At 50.7% G+C, this 19,308-nt stretch carries 13 protein-coding genes, 2 tRNA genes, 3 rRNA genes and 1 pseudogene; 9 read left to right on the forward strand and 10 right to left on the reverse strand.

Going from position 1 to position 19,308, the window contains the following annotated elements; all coding sequences use genetic code 11:
* Positions 1-84: 84 nt before the first annotated feature.
* Positions 85-861, reverse strand: a complete 777-nt coding sequence (locus MTP36_RS15550) for a hypothetical protein (protein WP_128118058.1) — start codon at positions 859-861, stop codon at positions 85-87.
* Positions 862-931: 70 nt separating this feature from the next.
* Here MTP36_RS15550 and MTP36_RS15555 point away from each other — a divergent pair, with 70 nt between their 5' ends.
* On the forward strand, positions 932-1,480 hold the full coding sequence (locus MTP36_RS15555; RefSeq protein ID WP_117534687.1) for a sigma-70 family RNA polymerase sigma factor: 549 nt from the start codon (positions 932-934) through the stop codon (positions 1,478-1,480).
* Between the two features lie 58 nt (positions 1,481-1,538).
* Here the strand turns inward: MTP36_RS15555 and MTP36_RS15560 are convergent, their stop codons facing one another.
* Both MTP36_RS15560 and MTP36_RS15565 read right to left on the reverse strand, forming a co-directional pair.
* The gene (locus MTP36_RS15560) at positions 1,539-2,204 is read right to left on the reverse strand and encodes a sigma-70 family RNA polymerase sigma factor (RefSeq protein WP_249252379.1); all 666 of its coding nucleotides are present in this window, start codon (positions 2,202-2,204) and stop codon (positions 1,539-1,541) included.
* Positions 2,188-3,018, reverse strand: a complete 831-nt coding sequence (locus tag MTP36_RS15565; RefSeq protein WP_249252381.1) for a helix-turn-helix domain-containing protein — start codon at positions 3,016-3,018, stop codon at positions 2,188-2,190. Before MTP36_RS15565 ends, MTP36_RS15560 begins: the two co-directional genes overlap by 17 nt.
* A 675-nt stretch (positions 3,019-3,693) precedes the next feature.
* Here MTP36_RS15565 and MTP36_RS15570 point away from each other — a divergent pair.
* From MTP36_RS15570 to MTP36_RS15580, 3 genes are read left to right on the forward strand one after another with little or no spacing between them, the layout of a single operon-like run.
* Positions 3,694-4,959 carry a plasmid recombination protein gene (locus MTP36_RS15570; RefSeq protein ID WP_249252392.1) on the forward strand — a complete coding sequence of 422 codons (1,266 nt, stop codon included), beginning with the start codon at positions 3,694-3,696 and terminating at the stop codon, positions 4,957-4,959.
* 42 nt (positions 4,960-5,001) lie between these two features.
* Positions 5,002-5,316 (forward strand): helix-turn-helix domain-containing protein, encoded by a 315-nt coding sequence (locus tag MTP36_RS15575; protein WP_044959457.1) that lies wholly within the window; start codon positions 5,002-5,004, stop codon positions 5,314-5,316.
* A gap of 16 nt (positions 5,317-5,332) precedes the next feature.
* Entirely contained in the window at positions 5,333-6,721 is a 1,389-nt protein-coding gene (locus MTP36_RS15580; RefSeq protein ID WP_249252394.1) for a site-specific integrase, read from the forward strand.
* A 162-nt stretch (positions 6,722-6,883) separates the two neighbouring features.
* Here the strand turns inward: MTP36_RS15580 and MTP36_RS15585 are convergent.
* From MTP36_RS15585 to MTP36_RS15600, 4 genes are all read right to left on the reverse strand, one after another.
* Positions 6,884-6,959, reverse strand: a tRNA-Lys gene (locus MTP36_RS15585).
* Between the two features lie 39 nt (positions 6,960-6,998).
* Positions 6,999-7,115 (reverse strand): 5S ribosomal RNA (rrf, locus tag MTP36_RS15590).
* 126 nt (positions 7,116-7,241) lie between these two features.
* Positions 7,242-10,076, reverse strand: a 23S ribosomal RNA gene (locus tag MTP36_RS15595).
* A 270-nt stretch (positions 10,077-10,346) separates the two neighbouring features.
* Positions 10,347-11,857, reverse strand: a 16S ribosomal RNA gene (locus MTP36_RS15600).
* The 16S, 23S and 5S rRNA genes sit together here with 1 tRNA gene alongside, the layout of an rRNA operon.
* Before the next feature lie 826 nt (positions 11,858-12,683).
* Here MTP36_RS15600 and MTP36_RS15605 point away from each other — a divergent pair.
* The 3 genes and pseudogenes from MTP36_RS15605 to MTP36_RS15615 all read left to right on the forward strand — a co-directional run bounded on the left by MTP36_RS15605 (position 12,684) and on the right by MTP36_RS15615 (position 14,037).
* The gene (locus MTP36_RS15605) at positions 12,684-13,460 is read left to right on the forward strand and encodes a type III pantothenate kinase (RefSeq protein WP_249252403.1); all 777 of its coding nucleotides are present in this window, start codon (positions 12,684-12,686) and stop codon (positions 13,458-13,460) included.
* A 70-nt stretch (positions 13,461-13,530) separates the two neighbouring features.
* Positions 13,531-13,607 (forward strand) — tRNA-Arg (locus MTP36_RS15610).
* A 177-nt stretch (positions 13,608-13,784) separates the two neighbouring features.
* A pseudogene (locus tag MTP36_RS15615) lies at positions 13,785-14,037 on the forward strand (DUF6061 family protein).
* A 424-nt stretch (positions 14,038-14,461) separates the two neighbouring features.
* Here MTP36_RS15615 and MTP36_RS15620 read toward each other — a convergent pair.
* The 3 genes from MTP36_RS15620 to MTP36_RS15630 are packed head-to-tail and all read right to left on the reverse strand — an operon-like array spanning position 14,462 to position 17,380.
* Entirely contained in the window at positions 14,462-15,427 is a 966-nt protein-coding gene (locus MTP36_RS15620; RefSeq protein WP_249252405.1) for a hypothetical protein, read from the reverse strand.
* Complete coding sequence (locus MTP36_RS15625) at positions 15,424-16,974, reverse strand: relaxase/mobilization nuclease domain-containing protein (RefSeq protein WP_249252407.1); 1,551 nt, start codon at positions 16,972-16,974, stop codon at positions 15,424-15,426. The genes MTP36_RS15620 and MTP36_RS15625 overlap by 4 nt, the downstream gene beginning before the upstream one ends.
* Positions 16,946-17,380, reverse strand: coding sequence for a plasmid mobilization protein (locus MTP36_RS15630; RefSeq protein ID WP_098924071.1), 435 nt, complete (start codon positions 17,378-17,380; stop codon positions 16,946-16,948). Before MTP36_RS15630 ends, MTP36_RS15625 begins: the two co-directional genes overlap by 29 nt.
* Positions 17,381-17,819: 439 nt before the next feature.
* Between MTP36_RS15630 and MTP36_RS15635 the strand changes: the two genes are divergently transcribed.
* The gene (locus MTP36_RS15635) at positions 17,820-17,996 is read left to right on the forward strand and encodes a hypothetical protein (RefSeq protein ID WP_249252409.1); all 177 of its coding nucleotides are present in this window, start codon (positions 17,820-17,822) and stop codon (positions 17,994-17,996) included.
* Between the two features lie 340 nt (positions 17,997-18,336).
* Positions 18,337-19,305 (forward strand): tripartite tricarboxylate transporter substrate-binding protein, encoded by a 969-nt coding sequence (locus tag MTP36_RS15640; RefSeq protein ID WP_223382696.1) that lies wholly within the window; start codon positions 18,337-18,339, stop codon positions 19,303-19,305.
* The last annotated feature ends 3 nt before the right edge of the window (positions 19,306-19,308 follow it).

Here is a 19,308-nt window from a genome sequence, read left to right on the forward strand (position 1 = left end):
CCCCAAAGTCTTTTCTCAACTCTCGAAAAGGCTTCGGGGGGGATTTTTCAATGCCTATTATATGCAACACTTTTCACTATCTGCTTATCCAAGCTCAGGCGAGTGATATTTATTTACTCTCCACACATCCCCAACTTTTACCAACTGCATTTCATATTCGACTTTATTCATGTCATCATATGAATACTCATCATGTTCCTCATACGTTTCATTGGGATTATAGTATGCAATCATTACAAAATTTACTTGTGCTTCCGTTTTATTTTTCAAATAGTATCGCACTGAGCAGAAATCATCCGGATAATATTCTCCCACATATCCAGTAAAATATGGAATTTGTGCCAAATCATAGTCATCACAAACGGCAAGTTTTCCATTATAATTCACAAACTTTTTCTCAATTGAATCTTGTGACAAGAAATCATTTGTAAAAATAGATTTCATATATTCTTCAAACTCTTTATAAGAATTTTGATAGACCTCATAATCATGTCCGTTCAGTTTTACATATGTCGGCGCATTTTGCGTCATAGGCACAAAAGTCGGAGCATCTTCAATTTTAAAATTCAGTCCTTTTAAGTTACTTGATTGTCCCCAAAGTGCATAGTCTATTTTCTGCGCTTTTTCAAAAACAGTATATTGATCTTGATCTAAAAATACCGAGGTCGAATCAACTAACGTCTGGGAAAAATCTTGCAAATCATTTTTTTCTTCAGAATTGCATGAACTTGACGATGTATCCTGTGACGAAACTACTGTGGACATTGATGATGCTGTTGTATCATTCATTCCACATCCCACCAAATTCACCACAATACAACCTAGAATCACTATCATTTTTACACTTTTTGCACAATTCATATATGTTCTCCTTTTTTATAAGTTTATCAACATATTGTTTAGTCTCTCCTCTTAAAAGGAGGAAAGAAAATTGAATTATACGCTTTTTGACCTTTTTCTAAATGCATATAACGGCAACTCCTTTGCACAGCTACAAATCGTCCAACGTTTTCAGCCATTACTGAAAAAATATGCAGCTCTTCTTAAGTATGAGGATGCCTATTCAGATTTACAATTATATCTTCTCGAATTACTGCATTCCGGAAAATTGACCAAACTTCAAAGAAAAGATGACGGCACATTAGTGAAATATATTGAATCCTCTATCCGGCATCAATACATTTCGCTTAACAGCCGAAAAAACGCCGTAGATAACTCTGTCATCGCAAGCGTTGATGAAATTGATTTCGATCAGATGTCTTTGTCCTCAAACGATGAATATCCTGAACTATTGATTTCCGATTTACATTCTGTTCTTCAACCTTCTGAACTGACCTTATTATCTCAATTTGTTTTTAAAGGAATGAGCATCGCAGATATAGCAGAAAAATCTGGTGTCAGTAGACAAGCTATCAACCGTAAAAAGCTTTCCATATTAAAAAAATTAGAATGTGCATTCTTCCCTAAAACTTCCAAATAAATTCTCATTCATTTTGATTTCATTCTTTAGTGTATAAAAGCTATTTTCTTCGCTCCCTTTAATCAAACCACCACGGCAATTCCAGCCACAGGTTATCCATAGCCTGTTCCTCGGTCTTTTGGGCGCGGCCTTTTGTCAGGTGGAAATATATCGCCGTACCAATCAAAGGATGTTCCTTGCCATCAGTAAAGCCATAGCGGTACAGCAGATAGGTCTGCTCCCGTTGGGTCAGCCGTTTCAGGCCATCGTACAGTTCCCGGCGCGATTCCTGCTCTTCCATAATGCTCTGCGGCTGCATAGCATAGGGGTCGGCTATGGCTTCGATGCGCCGCAGCTGCTCTTCTCCCGGCAGAACATCGTCCAGCGAAACGCGCTGGTAGCAGACGCCGTCCTTGTCCTCCGTTACCATCCGCTGTTCAAAAGCGGCAAAGGCATCCCGCACCATGTCCATCATGGCGTTGCGGATGGCAGGAGCCGCATAAGTCAGGAACTTCATGCCGCGCGCTGCATCGAACTTCGGCACAGCTTTCCATAAGCCCAGATTGCCAGCCTGTTTCAAATCGTCCGTGTCAAGGTTCAGGCCAGCCTGTGCCAGATTCATGCTGCGAAAAAAGTCATTCGCCACCTTGCCGATAAAGGACTTGTTGTTGTCGATCAGGCTGTCCAGCGCAGTTGCATCGCCTTTCTGTGCCAGCGCACAAAGCCGTTCATTCGTCTGCTTCATGGGCGTTTTCCTGCTCTGCGGCAGACTGCAAGATTCCCAGCAGACCGTTCCGCAGCTGTTCCAGTGCTTCCGGCGTAGCTCCCTCCATGCCCGAAACACTGTCCAACATTGCATCCGTCAGCTGCTCTGCCGTAATCGTTGGGTGCTGCACATCCTGCCCTTTGGTCAATTCGGTGAACATCTTCTCGGCCACTTTCTTACTCATAGCTTCCTGTTCGGCGTAATGGCTCCCGATACCCTTTTTGATCTCCTTGACCGCTGCCATGAAATACATCTCAATGTCATCAAGGTCGCCTTGGTACACAGGCTTTCTCCGAAGGCTGATGTCCTTTGCAGCCTTGGCTGCTTCCGGGGTCTTGACCTTTGTGCGCAGAAGGGTACTCAATGTCGTGAGCATAGCGTTCTGTGCTGCGATGCCGGATGCAAAGATATCATCAAAATACTGCGCTATGCGGTAAGTAAGCTCTGCAAAGCGGGCGTTTTCCAGCAGCAGGTTGACCACCTCTGCATTGATGCGCCCTGTGTAGAGGTTCTTTGCGGCTTCTACGGACAAGCCCAGTTCGGCAATGTCGTAATTTTTGCGGTCGGGGATGTTGGTTTCTCCCAGCAGAAAATCCGTGGACACGTTGAACAGCCTTGCAATCCTCAGCACCTGCTCATGGGTCAGGGTTCCTTTCGCACCGCTGATGAAGCGGCTGATGGTGCTCTTGGAGCAGCCGATCTCCTTGGCAAGTTCTGGTTGGCTGATGTTGTGTTCTTTCATCAAGTCCGCAAGACGGATGTTGGATGGTGCGGGCAGATATTCCTGTGCCATGTGGTCGGCCCTCCTTTTTGAGCTTTTTCCTCATTATAATACGCTCTGCCGTTTTGTTCAATATACGGTTTCCCCTCTGCCCTTGCTGTTGCAAATCTGCAACCAGTAAGGGCTTTTTTCTTTTTCCGTTGCAGTTCTGCCGCTTTTTCGCCTTTCCTGCAAAATTTTCCGTATATTCAGGCAGGAAGCAAAAAACACCAGAGTTCCCACTTTGGGGATACTCTGGTGCAGTACATAACATCGCCCTGCCCGGTGGCCGCAGGGTGCGGGGCTTTGTGGGCATCGAGCCGCTTGTCCACCCCTGCCCGTAAAAAGTGCATTTTTCACGGAAGAAGTTCGTACAACCTGTACGGTCTGTACTTGTACGCACCTGTACGGCAAATCGAGACAAATTAAAACGTGTTATCGTTTTTATTTTAGATTTTCGTACGTCGTACAGACCGTACGGGTTATTTGAAGTCCGTACGCAATTTTTTCAGATGCGTACGGAGCAATCAAGTTCGCATTGTGCGAACTTGATCGTAGCTCTCCCGCAGGAGACGTTCCCCCTCGGAGAGCCCACTACACTTTGCAGACCATAGGGATGAAAGTGTCATAGTGGGTTATTACACTTCCGCAGAAGTGCATCTCCGTTCCCCGTCACCTCTCGATGAACCTTGAAAGGAGGGATGCCCTTTGGCAAGAAATGATGGCATTGACCGCACCAGTGTTCGAAATCTCGCCGTTTCGGACAAGGCCGTTGGCAACACTCAGCAGCACAACGAGCGCGAAAAGGACAGCTACCGGAACCCCGACATCATCCCCCAGCGCACTGCATGGAACATCCACTTCAAAAAGCCAACCGCCAGCTACACCGACCTGTTCTCCCAACTGGAAACCGCTGGCACGATTTCAACGCGCGGCTTGAAGCCGGATGCCACCCATTACTGCGAGCTTGTCTTTGATGTCAACTCGGCCTACTTTGACAACCACGGCGGCTACGAGTTCGCCAAGCAGTTCTATGAGGATGCCTACCAAGCTGCCGTTCAAATCGTGGGCGGTGAGCAGTATATCCTCTCGGCAGTCATGCACGCCGATGAGATCAACCGTGCCATGACCGAAGCATTAGGCCGTGAAGTCTACCACTATCATCTCCATGTGGTCTATGTGCCTGTGGTGGAAAAGCAGATCCTCTGGTCGAAACGCTGCAAGGACAAGGCACTGGTCGGCACAGTCAAGGAGACCGTCATGCAGGTCAGCCGAAGCAAGAAGTGGGCTTCCAAGCCCCTGCTGGACGATGCCGGAAAGCCTGTCCTGCAAAAGAGCGGCAAGCCAGTCCTGAAGAAGTCGTACAGTGTCCTGCAAGACGATTTCTTCCACTATATGCGCAACGCCGGGTATACGGATGTAGAGCGCGGTGAGCGTGGCAGCACTGAAGAACACCTGACCGTCACCCAGTTCAAAGTCCAGCGGGAGCAGGAGCGACTGGACACTCTGACCGCCCAGATTGACCAGAAAGAGCAGCACCTCACCCAAACCAACAAAACCCTCTCCAAGACCGAAAAGGAACTTGCCGCTGTGCAGAAAAAGGTCACGCTCACAAAAGAAGCCCTCATTCATGCGCGCGATCTGGATTATATTGGTAAGCGCACCTTTCTCGGCAACTATTCGCTGACCGAAGAAGAGTTTTCCAAGCTGAAAAAGCAAGCCGACCACGGCTATATGATGGATGTGGAGAACCGCCGCCTGAAAGAAGAACTTTCCACCGCCAAGAAAGAGGCCGTTCGTTGGAGCAACAAGTACCACGACCTGTGGTACGACGTGAAACCCTATCTGGATGCTCTCCACCGTGCGCCCGAACTGGTGCGTGGCTTTCTGGAAAAGATTCTTGCCCCCAAGCAGGAGCACACCATGAATGTGCCGCAGCAAAACCGTAAGCGTGGGCAAGATGTAGAACTTTAAGCTGAATTTTTAGATGATATGACAATATAAGGAGCAATGCTTATGGATTTTGACCGTAATTCTATGACCGTCCCTGTGCAATCTTCCGATTATACGAAAAAGTTCTTGCAAAAGGACTCGAATCCCACTACAATGGAAGTGGTCACTCAAACCAATGCCGTCAAGTCTCCGACTGACAGCCCGGCAACCACGAAACTGGTGTACACGGTGGAAGAGATCGCACGAATGCTGGCCATCAGCCTGCGCTCTGCTTACAATCTGTGCAACAGCACTACCGAATTCCGTGTCCTGCGAGTAGGCGGAAGCATCCGTGTACCGAAGGACAGCTTCGATGCGTGGCTCAACCGGGCAGCTTGATAAGGAGGCAAACAGTATGGCATATATTACGAAGCGTGGCAACTCTTACAGCGTCCGCTACACCTATCAGGACGAGCACGGCAAGAGCTGCGACAAATGGGAAAGCTTTCCCACCAAAGAGGAGGCAACAAACCGTAAGAAACAGATCGAGCATGAGCTGGCGGCTGGAACCTTCCTGATTCCGTCCTCGGTGACGGTGGCAGAGTTCCTCATGGATTGGCTGCCCAAGCAGTGCAGCAAGCACAAGTGGGCACCCAAAACCTACGAATCTAACCTTTCCACCATCCAGAATCTCATTATCCCCTATATCGGTAGCATGGAGATGCAGAAGCTCAAGCCCTACCACATGGAGAACCTCTACACGACCCTGAGCAAAACGCCCTGTGGTTCGTATATCGAGGGCAAGAAGCAGGAACTGACCGAAAAGCAGAAGCAGCGTTTCCTTTCCGGCACAACGATCCATGAGGTGCACCGGCTGCTGGGCACTGCCTTCCAGTATGCCGTAGAGTGGGGCATCCTTGTCAAAAGCCCTGTTCCCGTGGACAGCCCCAAGAAGTCTACGCAGGAGCGCACCATCTGGACGGTAGAGGAAATGAGGGCGGCTCTGGACAGCATGGAGGACCCCATCCTGCATCTGGCAGTCCACCTCACACTGGTGGGCGCACTGCGAGAGGGCGAGATCGTAGGTCTGACCCCGGAAGATCTGGATTTTGATGCTGCGGATGGCATCGGAACCTTCCGTATCAACAAGTCCATGCAGCGAGTGCGAAAAGAAGCCCTAAACCAAGTGGACGATGGCTGCATCATCAAGGTATTCCCGGACAAGCTGGAGCGCAGCACCACTTCCCTCATCCTGAAAAGCACCAAAACCGCATCCTCCTGCCGTACCATCTTCATGACTTCTGCTCTGAAGGAGGAACTGAAGAAGTGGCTGAATCAGCTGGCGGCAGACGAGAGGAAAGACCCGACACGCTACCATGACAGTGGAATGCTGTTCCGTCTGCCTAACGGTCTGGCGGTGGAGCCTGTGCTGATCCGCAAGAAGTTCCTCAAGTGGCAGGATGCCCACCCGGAATTCCCCCGCATTGTGTTCCACGGTTTGCGGCATTCCAGTGCCACCTATCAACTGATGATCTCCGGCGGCGATGTGAAAGCCGTTCAGGGCACCACAGGGCACGCCACGGCGGATATGCTGGTGAACACCTACGCTCATATCCAGCAGTCCTCTCGTGTAGAACTGGGCAGGAAATTTGAGGAAGGGTTCTATGCTAAACAGGAAAGCCCCAGCCCGCAGGCTGTACCCGCCGCAGGCGAACCGACCATCTCCATGACCGCTCTGCTGGAACTTCTGAAGGACGCAGACCCCGAAGTAAAGGCGCAGCTCCGTCTGGCTCTGCTGACCTGATGCAAAATTTACCACGCATTTCAAAGCAATTCCAGCCCATGCAGAGGATTCCCACGAAAACGCCGACCGTGCAAAAACCGTGCATTGACCGTGCAAACCCCGATTTTTCGGGGTTACATAACAAAAAAGAACGTCAAATCTTACGATTTGACGTTCAATATCTGGTGCACCTCCAGGGACTCGAACCCTGGGCCCACTGATTAAGAGTCAGTTGCTCTACCAACTGAGCTAGAGGTGCATATTATCAGAATGCGGTTTCTTCATTCTGATAATCAAAAGTCGGCGACTACCTATTTTCACAAGCCGTTTCCAGCTAACTATCTTCGGCACAAGTAAGCTTAACTTCTGTGTTCGGAATGGGAACAGGTGGAACCTTACCGTCATCGACACCGACCAATTTGACTGAATCAGTATAGCACATTTCTGCGCTTCTGTCCAGTATTTCTTAGAAGGACGTGCCTTCAAAACTGAATAATCACTGCTCACATTTTTTCGTTGACTTAAAAGTCTCAAGCGAATTGTGGTCAAGCCCTCGACCTATTAGTACATGCTTGCTGAATGGATCACTCCACTTACACATCATGCCTATCAACCTTGTAGTCTTCAAGGGGTCTTACTTGTTTGAAACAATGGGATATCTTATCTTTGGGTCGGCTTCACGCTTAGATGCTTTCAGCGTTTATCCGATCCGTACATAGTTGCCCAGCTATGCCCTTGGCAGAACAACTGGTGCGCCAGAGGTACGTCCGCTCCGGTCCTCTCGTACTAGGAACAGCTCCCATCAAATATCCTGCGCCCACGACAGATAGGGACCGAACTGTCTCACGACGTTCTGAACCCAGCTCGCGTACCGCTTTAATTGGCGAACAGCCAAACCCTTGGGACCGAATACAGCCCCAGGATGCGATGAGCCGACATCGAGGTGCCAAACCTCCCCGTCGATGTGGACTCTTGGGGGAGATCAGCCTGTTATCCCCAGGGTAACTTTTATCCGTTGAGCGATGGCATTTCCACTCACATACCACCGGATCACTAACTCCAACTTTCGTTACTGCTCGACCCGTCAGTCTCGCAGTTAGGCTCGCTTCTGCGTTTGCACTCTTTTGCTTGATTTCCGTTCAAGCTGAGCGAACCTTTGAACGCCTCCGTTACTCTTTAGGAGGCGACCGCCCCAGTCAAACTGCCCACCTAACAATGTCCCCCGCCTTGATTCAAAGGCGCAGGTTAGAATTCCAATATCGCAAGGATGGTATCCCAACGGCCACTCCACAAATGCCAAAGCACTTGTTTCCCTGTGTCCCATCTATCCTGTGCATGCAACATCGAAACCCAATATTAGGCTACAGTAAAGCTCCATGGGGTCTTTCCGTCTTGTCGCGGGTAACCGGCATCTTCACCGGTACTACAATTTCGCCGGGCGGGCTGTCGAGACAGTGCCCAAATCATTACGCCTTTCATGCGGGTCAGAACTTACCTGACAAGGAATTTCGCTACCTTAGGACCGTTATAGTTACGGCCGCCGTTCACTGGGGCTTCGATTCAATGCTTGCACATCTCCTCTTAACCTTCCAGCACCGGGCAGGCGTCAGCTCGTATACGTCATCTTTCGATTTAGCACAAACCTGTGTTTTTGGTAAACAGTTGCTTGGGCCGATTCTCTGCGGCTCCATCTCTGGAGCACCCCTTCTCCCGAAGTTACGGGGTCAATTTGCCGAGTTCCTTAACAACCCTTCTCCCGTTGGCCTTAGAATCTTCTTCCTACCTACCTGTGTCGGTTTGCGGTACGGGCACCGCAGAAATACACACAGCTTTTCTCGCCATCTTCCATCCCGGACTTCGGTACTAACTTCCCTCGATCGCTACCGGAACCAACACCCGGCTCCGAGACTTCAAATGTGTCCCTGTGTTTAACTCTTTTGGTGGTGACGGAATCTCTACCGTCTGTGCATCGGCTACGCCGTTAGGCCTCACCTTAGCTCCCGACTAACCTGGAGCGGACGAACCTTCCTCCAGAAACCTGAGGCTTTCGGCCATGCAGATTCTCACTGCATTCGCGCTACTCATTCCGGCATTCTCACTTCTATACACTCCACAGCCGCTTGCGCTACTGTTTCACCGCGTATACAACGCTCCCCTACCCAATACATTGCTGTATTGCCTAAGCTTCGGTGTCAGGTTTAGCCCCGTTAAATTCTCCGCGCAAAGACGCTCGACCAGTGAGCTATTACGCACTCTTTGAATGTGTGGCTGCTTCTGAGCCAACATCCTGGTTGTCTACGTATCTTCACATCGTTTTCCACTTAACCTGACTTTGGGACCTTAGCTGTAGATCTGGGCTGTTTCCCTTTTGACAATGACATTTATCTGACACTGTCTGACTCCCAAGCATCAATACTCTGGCATTCTGAGTTTGATAAGCTTCGCTAACCTCTCGGCCGCTAGGCTATTCAGTGCTTTACCTCCAGGTATCTAACTTGAGGCTAGTCCTAAAACTATTTCGGGGAGAACCAGCTATCTCCGGGTTCGATTGGAATTTCTCCGCTACCCACAGTTCATCCGCCGCCTTTTCAACGGAGGTCGGTTCGGTCCTCCATGGAATTTTACTTCCACTTCAACCTGACCATGGGTAGGTCACCCGGTTTCGGGCCCATTGTATGCAACTTAACGCCCTTTTCAAACTCGCTTTCGCTTCGGCTCCAGACCTTAAGTCCTTAACCTTGCTGCATACAATCGCTCGCCGGACCGTTCTACAAAAAGTACCCTATCACACTTTGACGTGCTCTAGGTGCTTGTAGGCACAGGGTTTCAGGTTCTTTTTCACTCCCCTCCCGGGGTGCTTTTCACCTTTCCTTCACAGTACTATACGCTATCGGTCACTGGGTAGTATTTAGGGTTGGAGGGTGGTCCCCCCGTATTCCGACCAGGTTTCACGTGTCTGGCCGTACTCTGGAACTCGCTCAGCTCTTGTCGTTTTCACCTACGTGGTTCTCACACTCTCTGACCGGCCTTCCCATGCCGTTCGGTTAACAACTTAAGTCCTAAATGCGGTCCGTACCCCGGAAGTATTTCTACTCCCGGTTTGCCCTCTTCCGCGTTCGCTCGCCACTACTTACGGAATCTCGTTTGATGTCTCTTCCTCGCCCTACTTAGATGTTTCAGTTCAGGCGGTTCCCTCGATATACCTATTTTTAAGTTCAGTATAACGTACCTGAGTATGAACCCAGGTGAGTTTCCTCATTCAGAAATCTCCGGATCAATGCTTATTTGCAGCTCCCCGAAGCTTATCGCAGCTTATCACGTCTTTCATCGGCTCCCAGTGCCAAGGCATTCGCCCTGCGCCCTTGTTCGCTTGACCTTTCAAACGTTCTCTTGGAACATTTGGTATCCTCTTGATTCTCTCTTGCCAACGAAGATTATTGTTACCCTTCCTTTTGAAATTGTAATATTTCTTAAAAAAGAACTTACTATAATCTTTGTTTCGCAGTTATTATTCAGTTTTCAAGGTACGTCTTTGAGTGTCCTTTTCAGGGCCCTCAAAATCGAACAATATCTACTTAAACTTTAACTTGTCACCTGTTCCAATGACCGACCATCTTAGATGCTCTGTCATTGCCTGACTCCTTAGAAAGGAGGTGATCCAGCCGCAGGTTCTCCTACGGCTACCTTGTTACGACTTCACCCCAATCACCAGTTTTACCTTCGGCGGCGTCCTCCTTGCGGTTAGACTACCGACTTCGGGTCCCCCCGGCTCTCATGGTGTGACGGGCGGTGTGTACAAGGCCCGGGAACGTATTCACCGCAGCATGCTGATCTGCGATTACTAGCAATTCCGACTTCGTGCAGGCGAGTTGCAGCCTGCAGTCCGAACTGGGACGTTGTTTCTGAGTTTTGCTCCACCTCGCGGTCTTGCTTCTCTTTGTTTAACGCCATTGTAGTACGTGTGTAGCCCAAGTCATAAAGGGCATGATGATTTGACGTCATCCCCACCTTCCTCCGTTTTGTCAACGGCAGTCTGGCCAGAGTCCTCTTGCGTAGTAACTGACCATAAGGGTTGCGCTCGTTGCGGGACTTAACCCAACATCTCACGACACGAGCTGACGACAACCATGCACCACCTGTCTCTGCGTCCCGAAGGAAACACATATTTCTATGTGCGTCGCAGGATGTCAAGACTTGGTAAGGTTCTTCGCGTTGCGTCGAATTAAACCACATACTCCACTGCTTGTGCGGGCCCCCGTCAATTCCTTTGAGTTTCAACCTTGCGGTCGTACTCCCCAGGTGGATTACTTATTGTGTTAACTGCGGCACTGAAGGGGTCAATCCTCCAACACCTAGTAATCATCGTTTACAGTGTGGACTACCAGGGTATCTAATCCTGTTTGCTACCCACACTTTCGAGCCTCAGCGTCAGTTGGTGCCCAGTAGGCCGCCTTCGCCACTGGTGTTCCTCCCGATATCTACGCATTCCACCGCTACACCGGGAATTCCGCCTACCTCTGCACTACTCAAGAAAAACAGTTTTGAAAGCAGTTCATGGGTTGAGCCCATGGATTTCACTTCCAACTTGTCTTCCCGCCTGCGCTCCCTTTACACCCAGTAATTCCGGACAACGCTTGTGACCTACGTTTTACCGCGGCTGCTGGCACGTAGTTAGCCGTCACTTCCTTGTTGAGTACCGTCATTATCTTCCTCAACAACAGGAGTTTACAATCCGAAGACCTTCTTCCTCCACGCGGCGTCGCTGCATCAGGGTTTCCCCCATTGTGCAATATTCCCCACTGCTGCCTCCCGTAGGAGTCTGGGCCGTGTCTCAGTCCCAATGTGGCCGTTCAACCTCTCAGTCCGGCTACCGATCGTCGCCTTGGTGGGCCATTACCTCACCAACTAGCTAATCGGACGCGAGGCCATCTCAAAGCGGATTGCTCCTTTTCCCTCTGCTCGATGCCGAGCCGTGGGCTTATGCGGTATTAGCAGTCGTTTCCAACTGTTGTCCCCCTCTTTGAGGCAGGTTCCTCACGCGTTACTCACCCGTTCGCCACTCGCTCAAGAAAGCAAGCTCTCTCTCGCTCGTTCGACTTGCATGTGTTAGGCGCGCCGCCAGCGTTCGTCCTGAGCCAGGATCAAACTCTTTATAAATGATATTTATCACTTAAAAGTGTTAAATCTTGTTTCGCTCAGCACGCAATCGCTTGCGTCCTGTGTGAATTACTTTGTTTGGAATTGTTTACCGTGTTTTTCCAACACGAAAATAGGTTCCGTTACAAGTTCTTTCGATATTGTTCAATTTTCAAGGTCCTGTGCGCCGTAGCCTTGCGGCTGACGACTTGATTATTTTACCACAGAAGCGGTTTTTTGTCAAGCACTTTTTTGAGAGGCTTTTGAACTTTTCTGAACTTGGAGCGCTTCGTACATCTCAGTGTCAACTGGTGTTTTTCAGCGTCTATTGGTTCTTTTCAAGGGCTTCCTGCTGAGCTTTCAGAAGTCATTCTTTTGTCTCAGCGCTTGGCGCTCAAGTATAATACCACACCCCGGGACAGTTGTCAACACTTTTTGACAAGTTTTTTCCAAATTCTTTGCGGAGGGGGTGAACTCCCTCAGTCAAAGCCTACGGCTTTGCCAGCTCCCTCGGGGAGGGAGCCTCTGGCGCGGCGGGAAAGTTTTTATTTCACCTGAAACTTTAGCGATAGGGCTAGCGGCGTGCGCCCTCTCAGTCAAGCCCTGTCGGGCTTGACAGCTCTCCCAAAGGGAGAGCCAAGAGCACTGCCGGAAACTTCCTCATTACGCCTAATACTTTAGTAATAAACCTTAGACCTTGGCTCCCCCTTCGGGGGAGCTGGCGCGGGAGCGCCTGAGAGGGTTCAGCCTCTCCACACCTCCCCTCACCAAAAGCCTTGCGTATCGGCGGCGGGTGCGCTATTATATATTATATACATTATAGAGCGCTGCGAAAGGAGCCCTGACCATGATCCTCACCGTCAATATCGGCAACACCCACATCACTGTGGGCGGCTACGAACAAGATACCCTTATCTTCTGCGGGCGGCTGCACTCCGACCCCGCTGCCACGGTGGAGGAATATGCCATCCGGCTGGTGAATCTGTTACAGCTGTACGGAGCATCCCCGGCGCAGATCGAGGGCGGCATTCTGGGCAGCGTGGTGCCCATGCTCAGCGGGCGGGTGCTGGTGGCCTTACAGCTTTTATGCAAGGCACGCATCCTGACCGTGGGGCCGGGGTTGAAAAGCGGCATCAAGCTGCGGCTGGACAACCCTGCGCAGCTGGGCGCAGAGCTGTTGTGCGGCGCGGTGGCGGCGCTGGCAGAGTGTCCCGGGCCGCTGGTGGTCATCTCGGCAGACACGGCCATCTCCCTGATGGCGGTGAACGCCAAGCAGGAACTTGTGGGCGGCGTGATCCTGCCCGGGCCGCAGCTTTCCATGAATGCGCTGGTGCAAAAGACCGCCCAGCTGCCCCAGATCGACCCTGCCACCCGCGCCCCGGACTCAGTGCTGGGCAAAAGCACCTCGGCCTGTTTGCAAAATGGCTTTGTGCTGGGCACGGCCAGCCTGCTGGACGGTCTGGCCGAACGCTTCTGCGCCGAATTGGGCGCACAGACCGCCTTTTACGCTACCGGCGACCTTCCACGCTCCATCCGGGAGGCCTGCCGCACCCCCATCCACTACCGCGAGACCCTGATCACCGACGGTCTGCACCGCATCTGGCTGCGAAACCGGAAGGGTTGACGATTTTCGTTTGCATTTTGCATCCCGATGTGTTATACTGTGTTGTACCCACCAAAGGGATACAGTATTTGCGATCGTAGCTCAGCTGGATAGAGCGTTCGGCTCCGACCCGGAAGGCCAGAGGTTCGAATCCTCCCGGTCGCACCAAACAATGAAAATCCGAACCTTTTCTCGATAGGAGAAGGGTTCGGATTTTTTGTTTTCTTCGGAAATGACAATTCCGGCTCGTTCCAGACCGCGGTGTGTCCAAAACCTTATCAGAAGAAAGACCGTATCACAAAGGTCACAACTGTAAAGGTGCCGTAAGGCAGAAAGGACACAAATATGAAGTACAATGAAAGAGCCTGCAAGTTCAACATGGACACCGGCTGCGTGGAGCTGCTGCTCCGGGATGGGAGAAAGATTTCCATCGACTGCACCGGGGGTCGAGGATGCACTGGACGTGACCATGGCGCAGAGGTCAGAACTGGATTATCTCATCTACAATGACCCGCTTGGCTATGCCGATTTGATTCTGAATGGCGACCCAGAGGAATATTTGAAGAAAGTGGCTGGGAGTTATGGGCTAGAAGATTAAGGGCAAAACAAAAAACAGGGTGCGCCCCCGAATAGGACGCACCCTGCCAAAATCCACATACGATAGCGATATGTACAACAGGGCGTTCCCCGTCGGGAACGCTCTGTTTCTCTTTGCTGGTAGTATGATGAGCCTGTTCCGCCTGCCACGCGGCAAACTCCCGCTGGCCTTCCTCGCTGTTCCAGCAGGCAAGGATGGCCGGGTAGAATGCCCGTGCCAGACGGTCAATGACTTCATCGGGATAAGGGGAAGTGTTTGTGGACTTTTTCTTTTTGTTCAAACGCACGCTCCTTTGATCGTCCCCACCGTGGCAAATTCGGGCGAGAAAATCAAAGTTCCAATTTTTATCAGGCGCAAGGGCGCGGATGCTTTCCGCCCTGCTCTTGCGGCTAGTGGCTCGTTGATGGCTTACAAGTGCCTGTCGTTATGCAGTCTTTTCTTCTTCAAGGGCTTCTGCAAGAGCCTTTTCCAAATAGGTTTCGATTTCAGTCAGGTAGTTAGCAGGTCGCTGCATTGCGAAGCGGAGAACCTTCTGCTTTTCCGGGTCAGTGAAATAGCTGGGATTGTTTTTGAGCGTTTTCTTCCATGAGTTTTTCATCATTTCGGTCGCACGGCTCAAAGATTTGTAAACCTTCATAAACTCGTCCGGTACATGATAGCACCGAAATTCTTCTGTTTGTGGTGTGGGCATGGGAACGAGTTCCGCTTTTTCAGGTTCAAATTCTGCGCTGGCAGATTCCAACACTTCCAATGCCTCTGGATGCAGGATTTGAGCAAGGACATCTGAACGATGCTCGACACTTGCCTGCACAAGCTTGGACATTTCTTCGTTGGTGAACTTCACTTCACCGGAAAAGACTTTCTGCTTGATGCCGGGAGAGAGGTTGTCCGCGATGTCGATGCCTCGCGTGTAGTGGCTGGCACGGAGAACGGAGGCACGGCTGACACCGTTTTCTTCTGCGATCCGGTCGCAGGTTTTCTTCCCGGAGTGGTGGTTATCACCGTGATCACCACCACTTTTCTTTGCTAAAGTGTACTGATTGCCCCGAAAGATTTTTGCAGCTTTCTTCTCGGCTTCGTACTGCTTCCCAAGCAGATAGCGTTTCTGTTCAGGACTCAGGTTTCGCCGTCCCAACTGATTCCGGCAGATCCACGCAACGGCTTCTTCGCGGTTCTCAAATCGGAGCGGCATGGTGGAAAAATAAATCTCAGGATGCTTCTGGAGGATGGCATAACGGTTGTGTCCATCAACAAGGGTATTACCCCAGACAATCAAAGGAGAAATCAGCTTGCCCTCTTTGAGGATATTTTCTTCAAGCTGCTTAAATTCATCATCGGTCAGAGGGGAAATCTGGGACTGGAACTCCGGGTCGATTTTCAGATTGATCATACGCACACTCCTTTATCTCTCCTGCTGCGCCGGTTCTTCCTCCCGGAAAAGGACGCAACATTCTGCTTTGCGGTTTTCAGCTTGAGCAGTTCTTCCTTGGCTTCTTTGTACTGCTCATAGAACTTTGCCTTTTCGGATGCCAGCTGTACATACTCGGCTTCCAGCTTTTTCGGGCTGGGCAGCTTTGTGATGTTGTTTGCCTTGAAATAGGCTGCTGCCGCCCGGTACGCTGTCAGCTCTGCACGATGCTGCTCCTCAAAGACTGCGGGTCGCTTGGCAGTATTGAACTGCTGTACGATACCCTTGGTGCTGGTATAGGCTGCGACCTGATAGCGCAGCTCTTTGTTGGTCTTCATGCGGCCTTCGAGGTCTTTCACCACCGCCAGTGTGTCGTGATACTTGGTTTCCAGTTCAGCGATGCGCTGGTTTAGGGCGTCCTCGTCGGTCAAGCCCTTTTCCTGCAGAAGCTTCACGGTCTGTGCCATAACTTTGAGATTGTGTTTCGTGAGCCAACGCTTATAGCCGATGCCCTTGCCCTCGGTCATCCTCGACTGGATGTCGATCAGTTTCCCGATGGTATCCTGCTTGAACTGCGCCTTGGGTTTGCGTTCGGCGGTTGCCTGCAACGTGGCAAGCACTGCCGCCTTATCGAACTTGTCCCCGAGATGTTTCGCGCGGATGAACTTTGTTCTGCCAGAGGGCAGATAGCTGAGCTGTCCACGGCTTTCCTTGACAGTGATGCCATACTGTTGCATGAGCCTGTCGGAAAATTCTTCAAAGCTCGTGGCACGGTACAATACAGACGAAATCTGTCTCCGTAAAGTATCCTTCACAGTTTCAAACTTCTTCTGCCGGGGCGGTTGTCCAGCTGCGGTGAGGGCTGCGTTCTCACGGTCAAGTTTCAACTGGCCACGCCTACGCGCCCAATACTCAGCTTCGCTGACACGCTCTTTCGAGCCGTTGAGCAGGTCGATCTGGTACAGTCCGGCACCCTCACACAGCTCCATGACCTCAACACGCAAGTGCCGCATGGTCTGGGCGGTGCTGGAATGCTTCATGCCCTCGCGCCAGTCGCGGGGCTTCTGCATATAGGGTTTGCGCTCCACTTCTCGTGTTCGGATGCTGCCGATCACGATGTGGACGTGGATGTTTCCTGAATGGTTGTGCCCATCCGGGTGAGTGCAGACGATGGCAGGATGACCGGGAAAATTTTCAGAACAAAACTTCAGGCCAAGTGCCTGTGCCTTTTCCATGGTCAAGCTGTTGTCGGCTGCATCTCTGGGATCAAAGCTGATGATATATTGATGACTCTTAATATCACCATGCTGGGTGTTCTTGCCATACTTGCGGTTCGCCAGCAGACAGGCCGTTGCAAACGAGAAATCGCCGCACTCAAGGGTGTCGAGCAGGTAGGATTCCCGCAGCTTCGGCTTGCCCTGTTCATCCAGAAGTTGCTTCCCGGTGAACGCATCGTGCTGGTAAACAAGATACGCTTCAATCGCAGAGTAGTCCGAGTTTTTAGAGCTTATATGCTTGAGCGTTGCCATACAGTTCACCCAGAACTTTCTCGGCGTGCAGCCGAAATGCAGTCAGGTCTGCAAGTTCGTCAAGGATTTTCGCCCGGATCTGCTCGGTGTCCGCACCGCCGGAATTGAAGTGCCTTGCAAGCTGGTTGAGGTTGGTGCCCACCTTGCTGCACTGGGCAAGCAGAGTGGAAACGGCGGTCAGGGTTTCTTCGCCGCCGCCTGCAACGATGATTGTTTTCTCGATCTTGACGTTGTGGATGGCGCGGCGGATAAAAGTGGAGAGGGAGAGATTCAGGAGTTTGCAAGTGAGTTCCAGTGACGCTTTTTCCTCCGCTGTCACACGGAACTTGATGACGTGCGTTTTGTTGTTCGGCGTGTCGTGGTGCTGAGAATTGCTAGGAATCGGTTGAACATTCGTTTTGGTCATTGTACCTCCTGTCTGTTCGATAACTCCTCGGTGAAGTTATGTAAGCACGACACGCCGTTCCATTCGTGCCGCTAGGCACGAATGATGAGCAGGGTTTGGGGCAGGCACGCCCCAACAAGATCACTTCGGAAATGCAGACGCATTGCAGAAGTGAAGTCCCGGATGGACAGAAATTTTTCAAGAATTGAAAATTTGTGGCCACGGGACGGTTCTTGCCCTCTACCGCTGCGCTCAAAACGCATTTTCAACAAATGTTTCCGAATTGTTAAGACGCAAAAAATAAGTAGAGGGGGTTCTGCTCATGTAATGGGGTCACCGTTTGCTCCGAACGAAGTTCCTACCCCTGTTTGTGCAGCGGCGTTGACGGAAAGTCGGTATCACGTTCGGACGGCTCATGAGATTTTCAAGGTGCGTTTCCCGTAAAAGAAAAATACCGCCCATGCAGCATAGCGATGGATTTTGTCGGGTGAAACAGCGGCAAAATGAATCGGGTGTGTTGCAGGGCGGTAAATTCTTTTGCGGACTTTCCCTCACTGAAGTGGTGGGTCTCACGGTGATAACCAACCACTTTTGCAGAAGATTTGCAATCAATCTACAAGTTCAGTGGGATTTGTGATAGAGAATATCATGGTTCGTAAGGTACGTCAAGATGATTCCGAAGAAATTATTGATGAATGGAGACAATAGTAAGACTTCTATTATGAATATGATACACTTTACATCATGAAAGAATTTAAGCTGCACAAAGATGATTCAAGCGGATGTGCAATATGCACAATAAGTTTTCTACAGCAAAATACAGATGTGGTCATTTAGCTCTTTTACCAGACAACTTTTTTTGCAAAATAAAAAAATTTGTTGACTTAAAATTGCTTGAAATGTTATCTTGTTGGTAACAAAAGCACGGTGAAGTGCTTGCTACCACACGAAAAGGCAAAACAAAAAAGGAGAGTAAAATGATGAAAAAGCGTATTGCGGCGTTGGTCACCGCCGGTGTCCTTGCTTTGTCGATGCTTACCGGCTGCGGAAGCAAACAGGAGAGCTGGAAAGTTACCTGCCCGTGGGCACCGTCTGGTGTAGCAGCGATGGTCAGCCAAAAGGCTGCTGCCAAGTCCCCTGATTATTCTGATAATAAAATCACACTGGTTGCTGAAGCCGTCAAGGGCGATGCTGCTACTGTCAACACTTGGGTGTCCAGTACTAAGGCAAATGATAAGGAACTGGTCTTCGCCGGTGAGGGTCTGTTCGCCATTACCGAGACTCTGGATCCGGCCAAGCTGCAGTTCAGCTACGACGATTTCGAGTTCGTGGAGAACTTGTACTCCTCCGTCTTCGTCCTGTCCGCTGATTCTTCACTGAACCTCAAGAATCTGGACGATCTGGAGGCCTATGTCAAGGCAGGCAACCCCGTATCCGTGGCCGTTAACGGCGCTACCGGCTCCGAGGCTTTCCTGGCAGCGGCTCTGTTCGGCTCTATGGGTGCCGGCGACCAGCTGAAACTGACTCCGTACCAGTCCGCTGCGGAGGCTGCACAGGCTGTAGCTAAGGGTGAAACGAACTTCGCGGTCTCTCACCAGTCTCAGATTCTTGAGACCTACCAGCAGGGCGGCGTTGATGTGGTTTGCGCATTCGATGACAAGGCTATCGAAAACGGCCCCTTCGCTGGTGTTGAGGGCGTTGGCTCCAAGGGCTATCCTTACTTCCGCAACCGCTGCTTCGTGATGGCACGCAAGGGTACCGATGCTGCAAAGGTTGCAGAGCTGAAAGAGCTGTACGATAAGATCCTTGCCGATCAGGAAATGGTCGAGTGGCTGAACGATACCATGCTGCTGGAAGTTGATACGATGAGCGAAGATGACGTCAAAGCTCATATTGAGAACGTCAAGAGCATCGTCGAGCAGTATAAGGACATCGTGGCAGGCTGATAA

It is taken from the genome of Faecalibacterium sp. I4-1-79, assembly GCF_023347235.1.
Taxonomy (GTDB): Bacteria; Bacillota; Clostridia; order Oscillospirales; family Ruminococcaceae; genus Faecalibacterium; species Faecalibacterium tardum.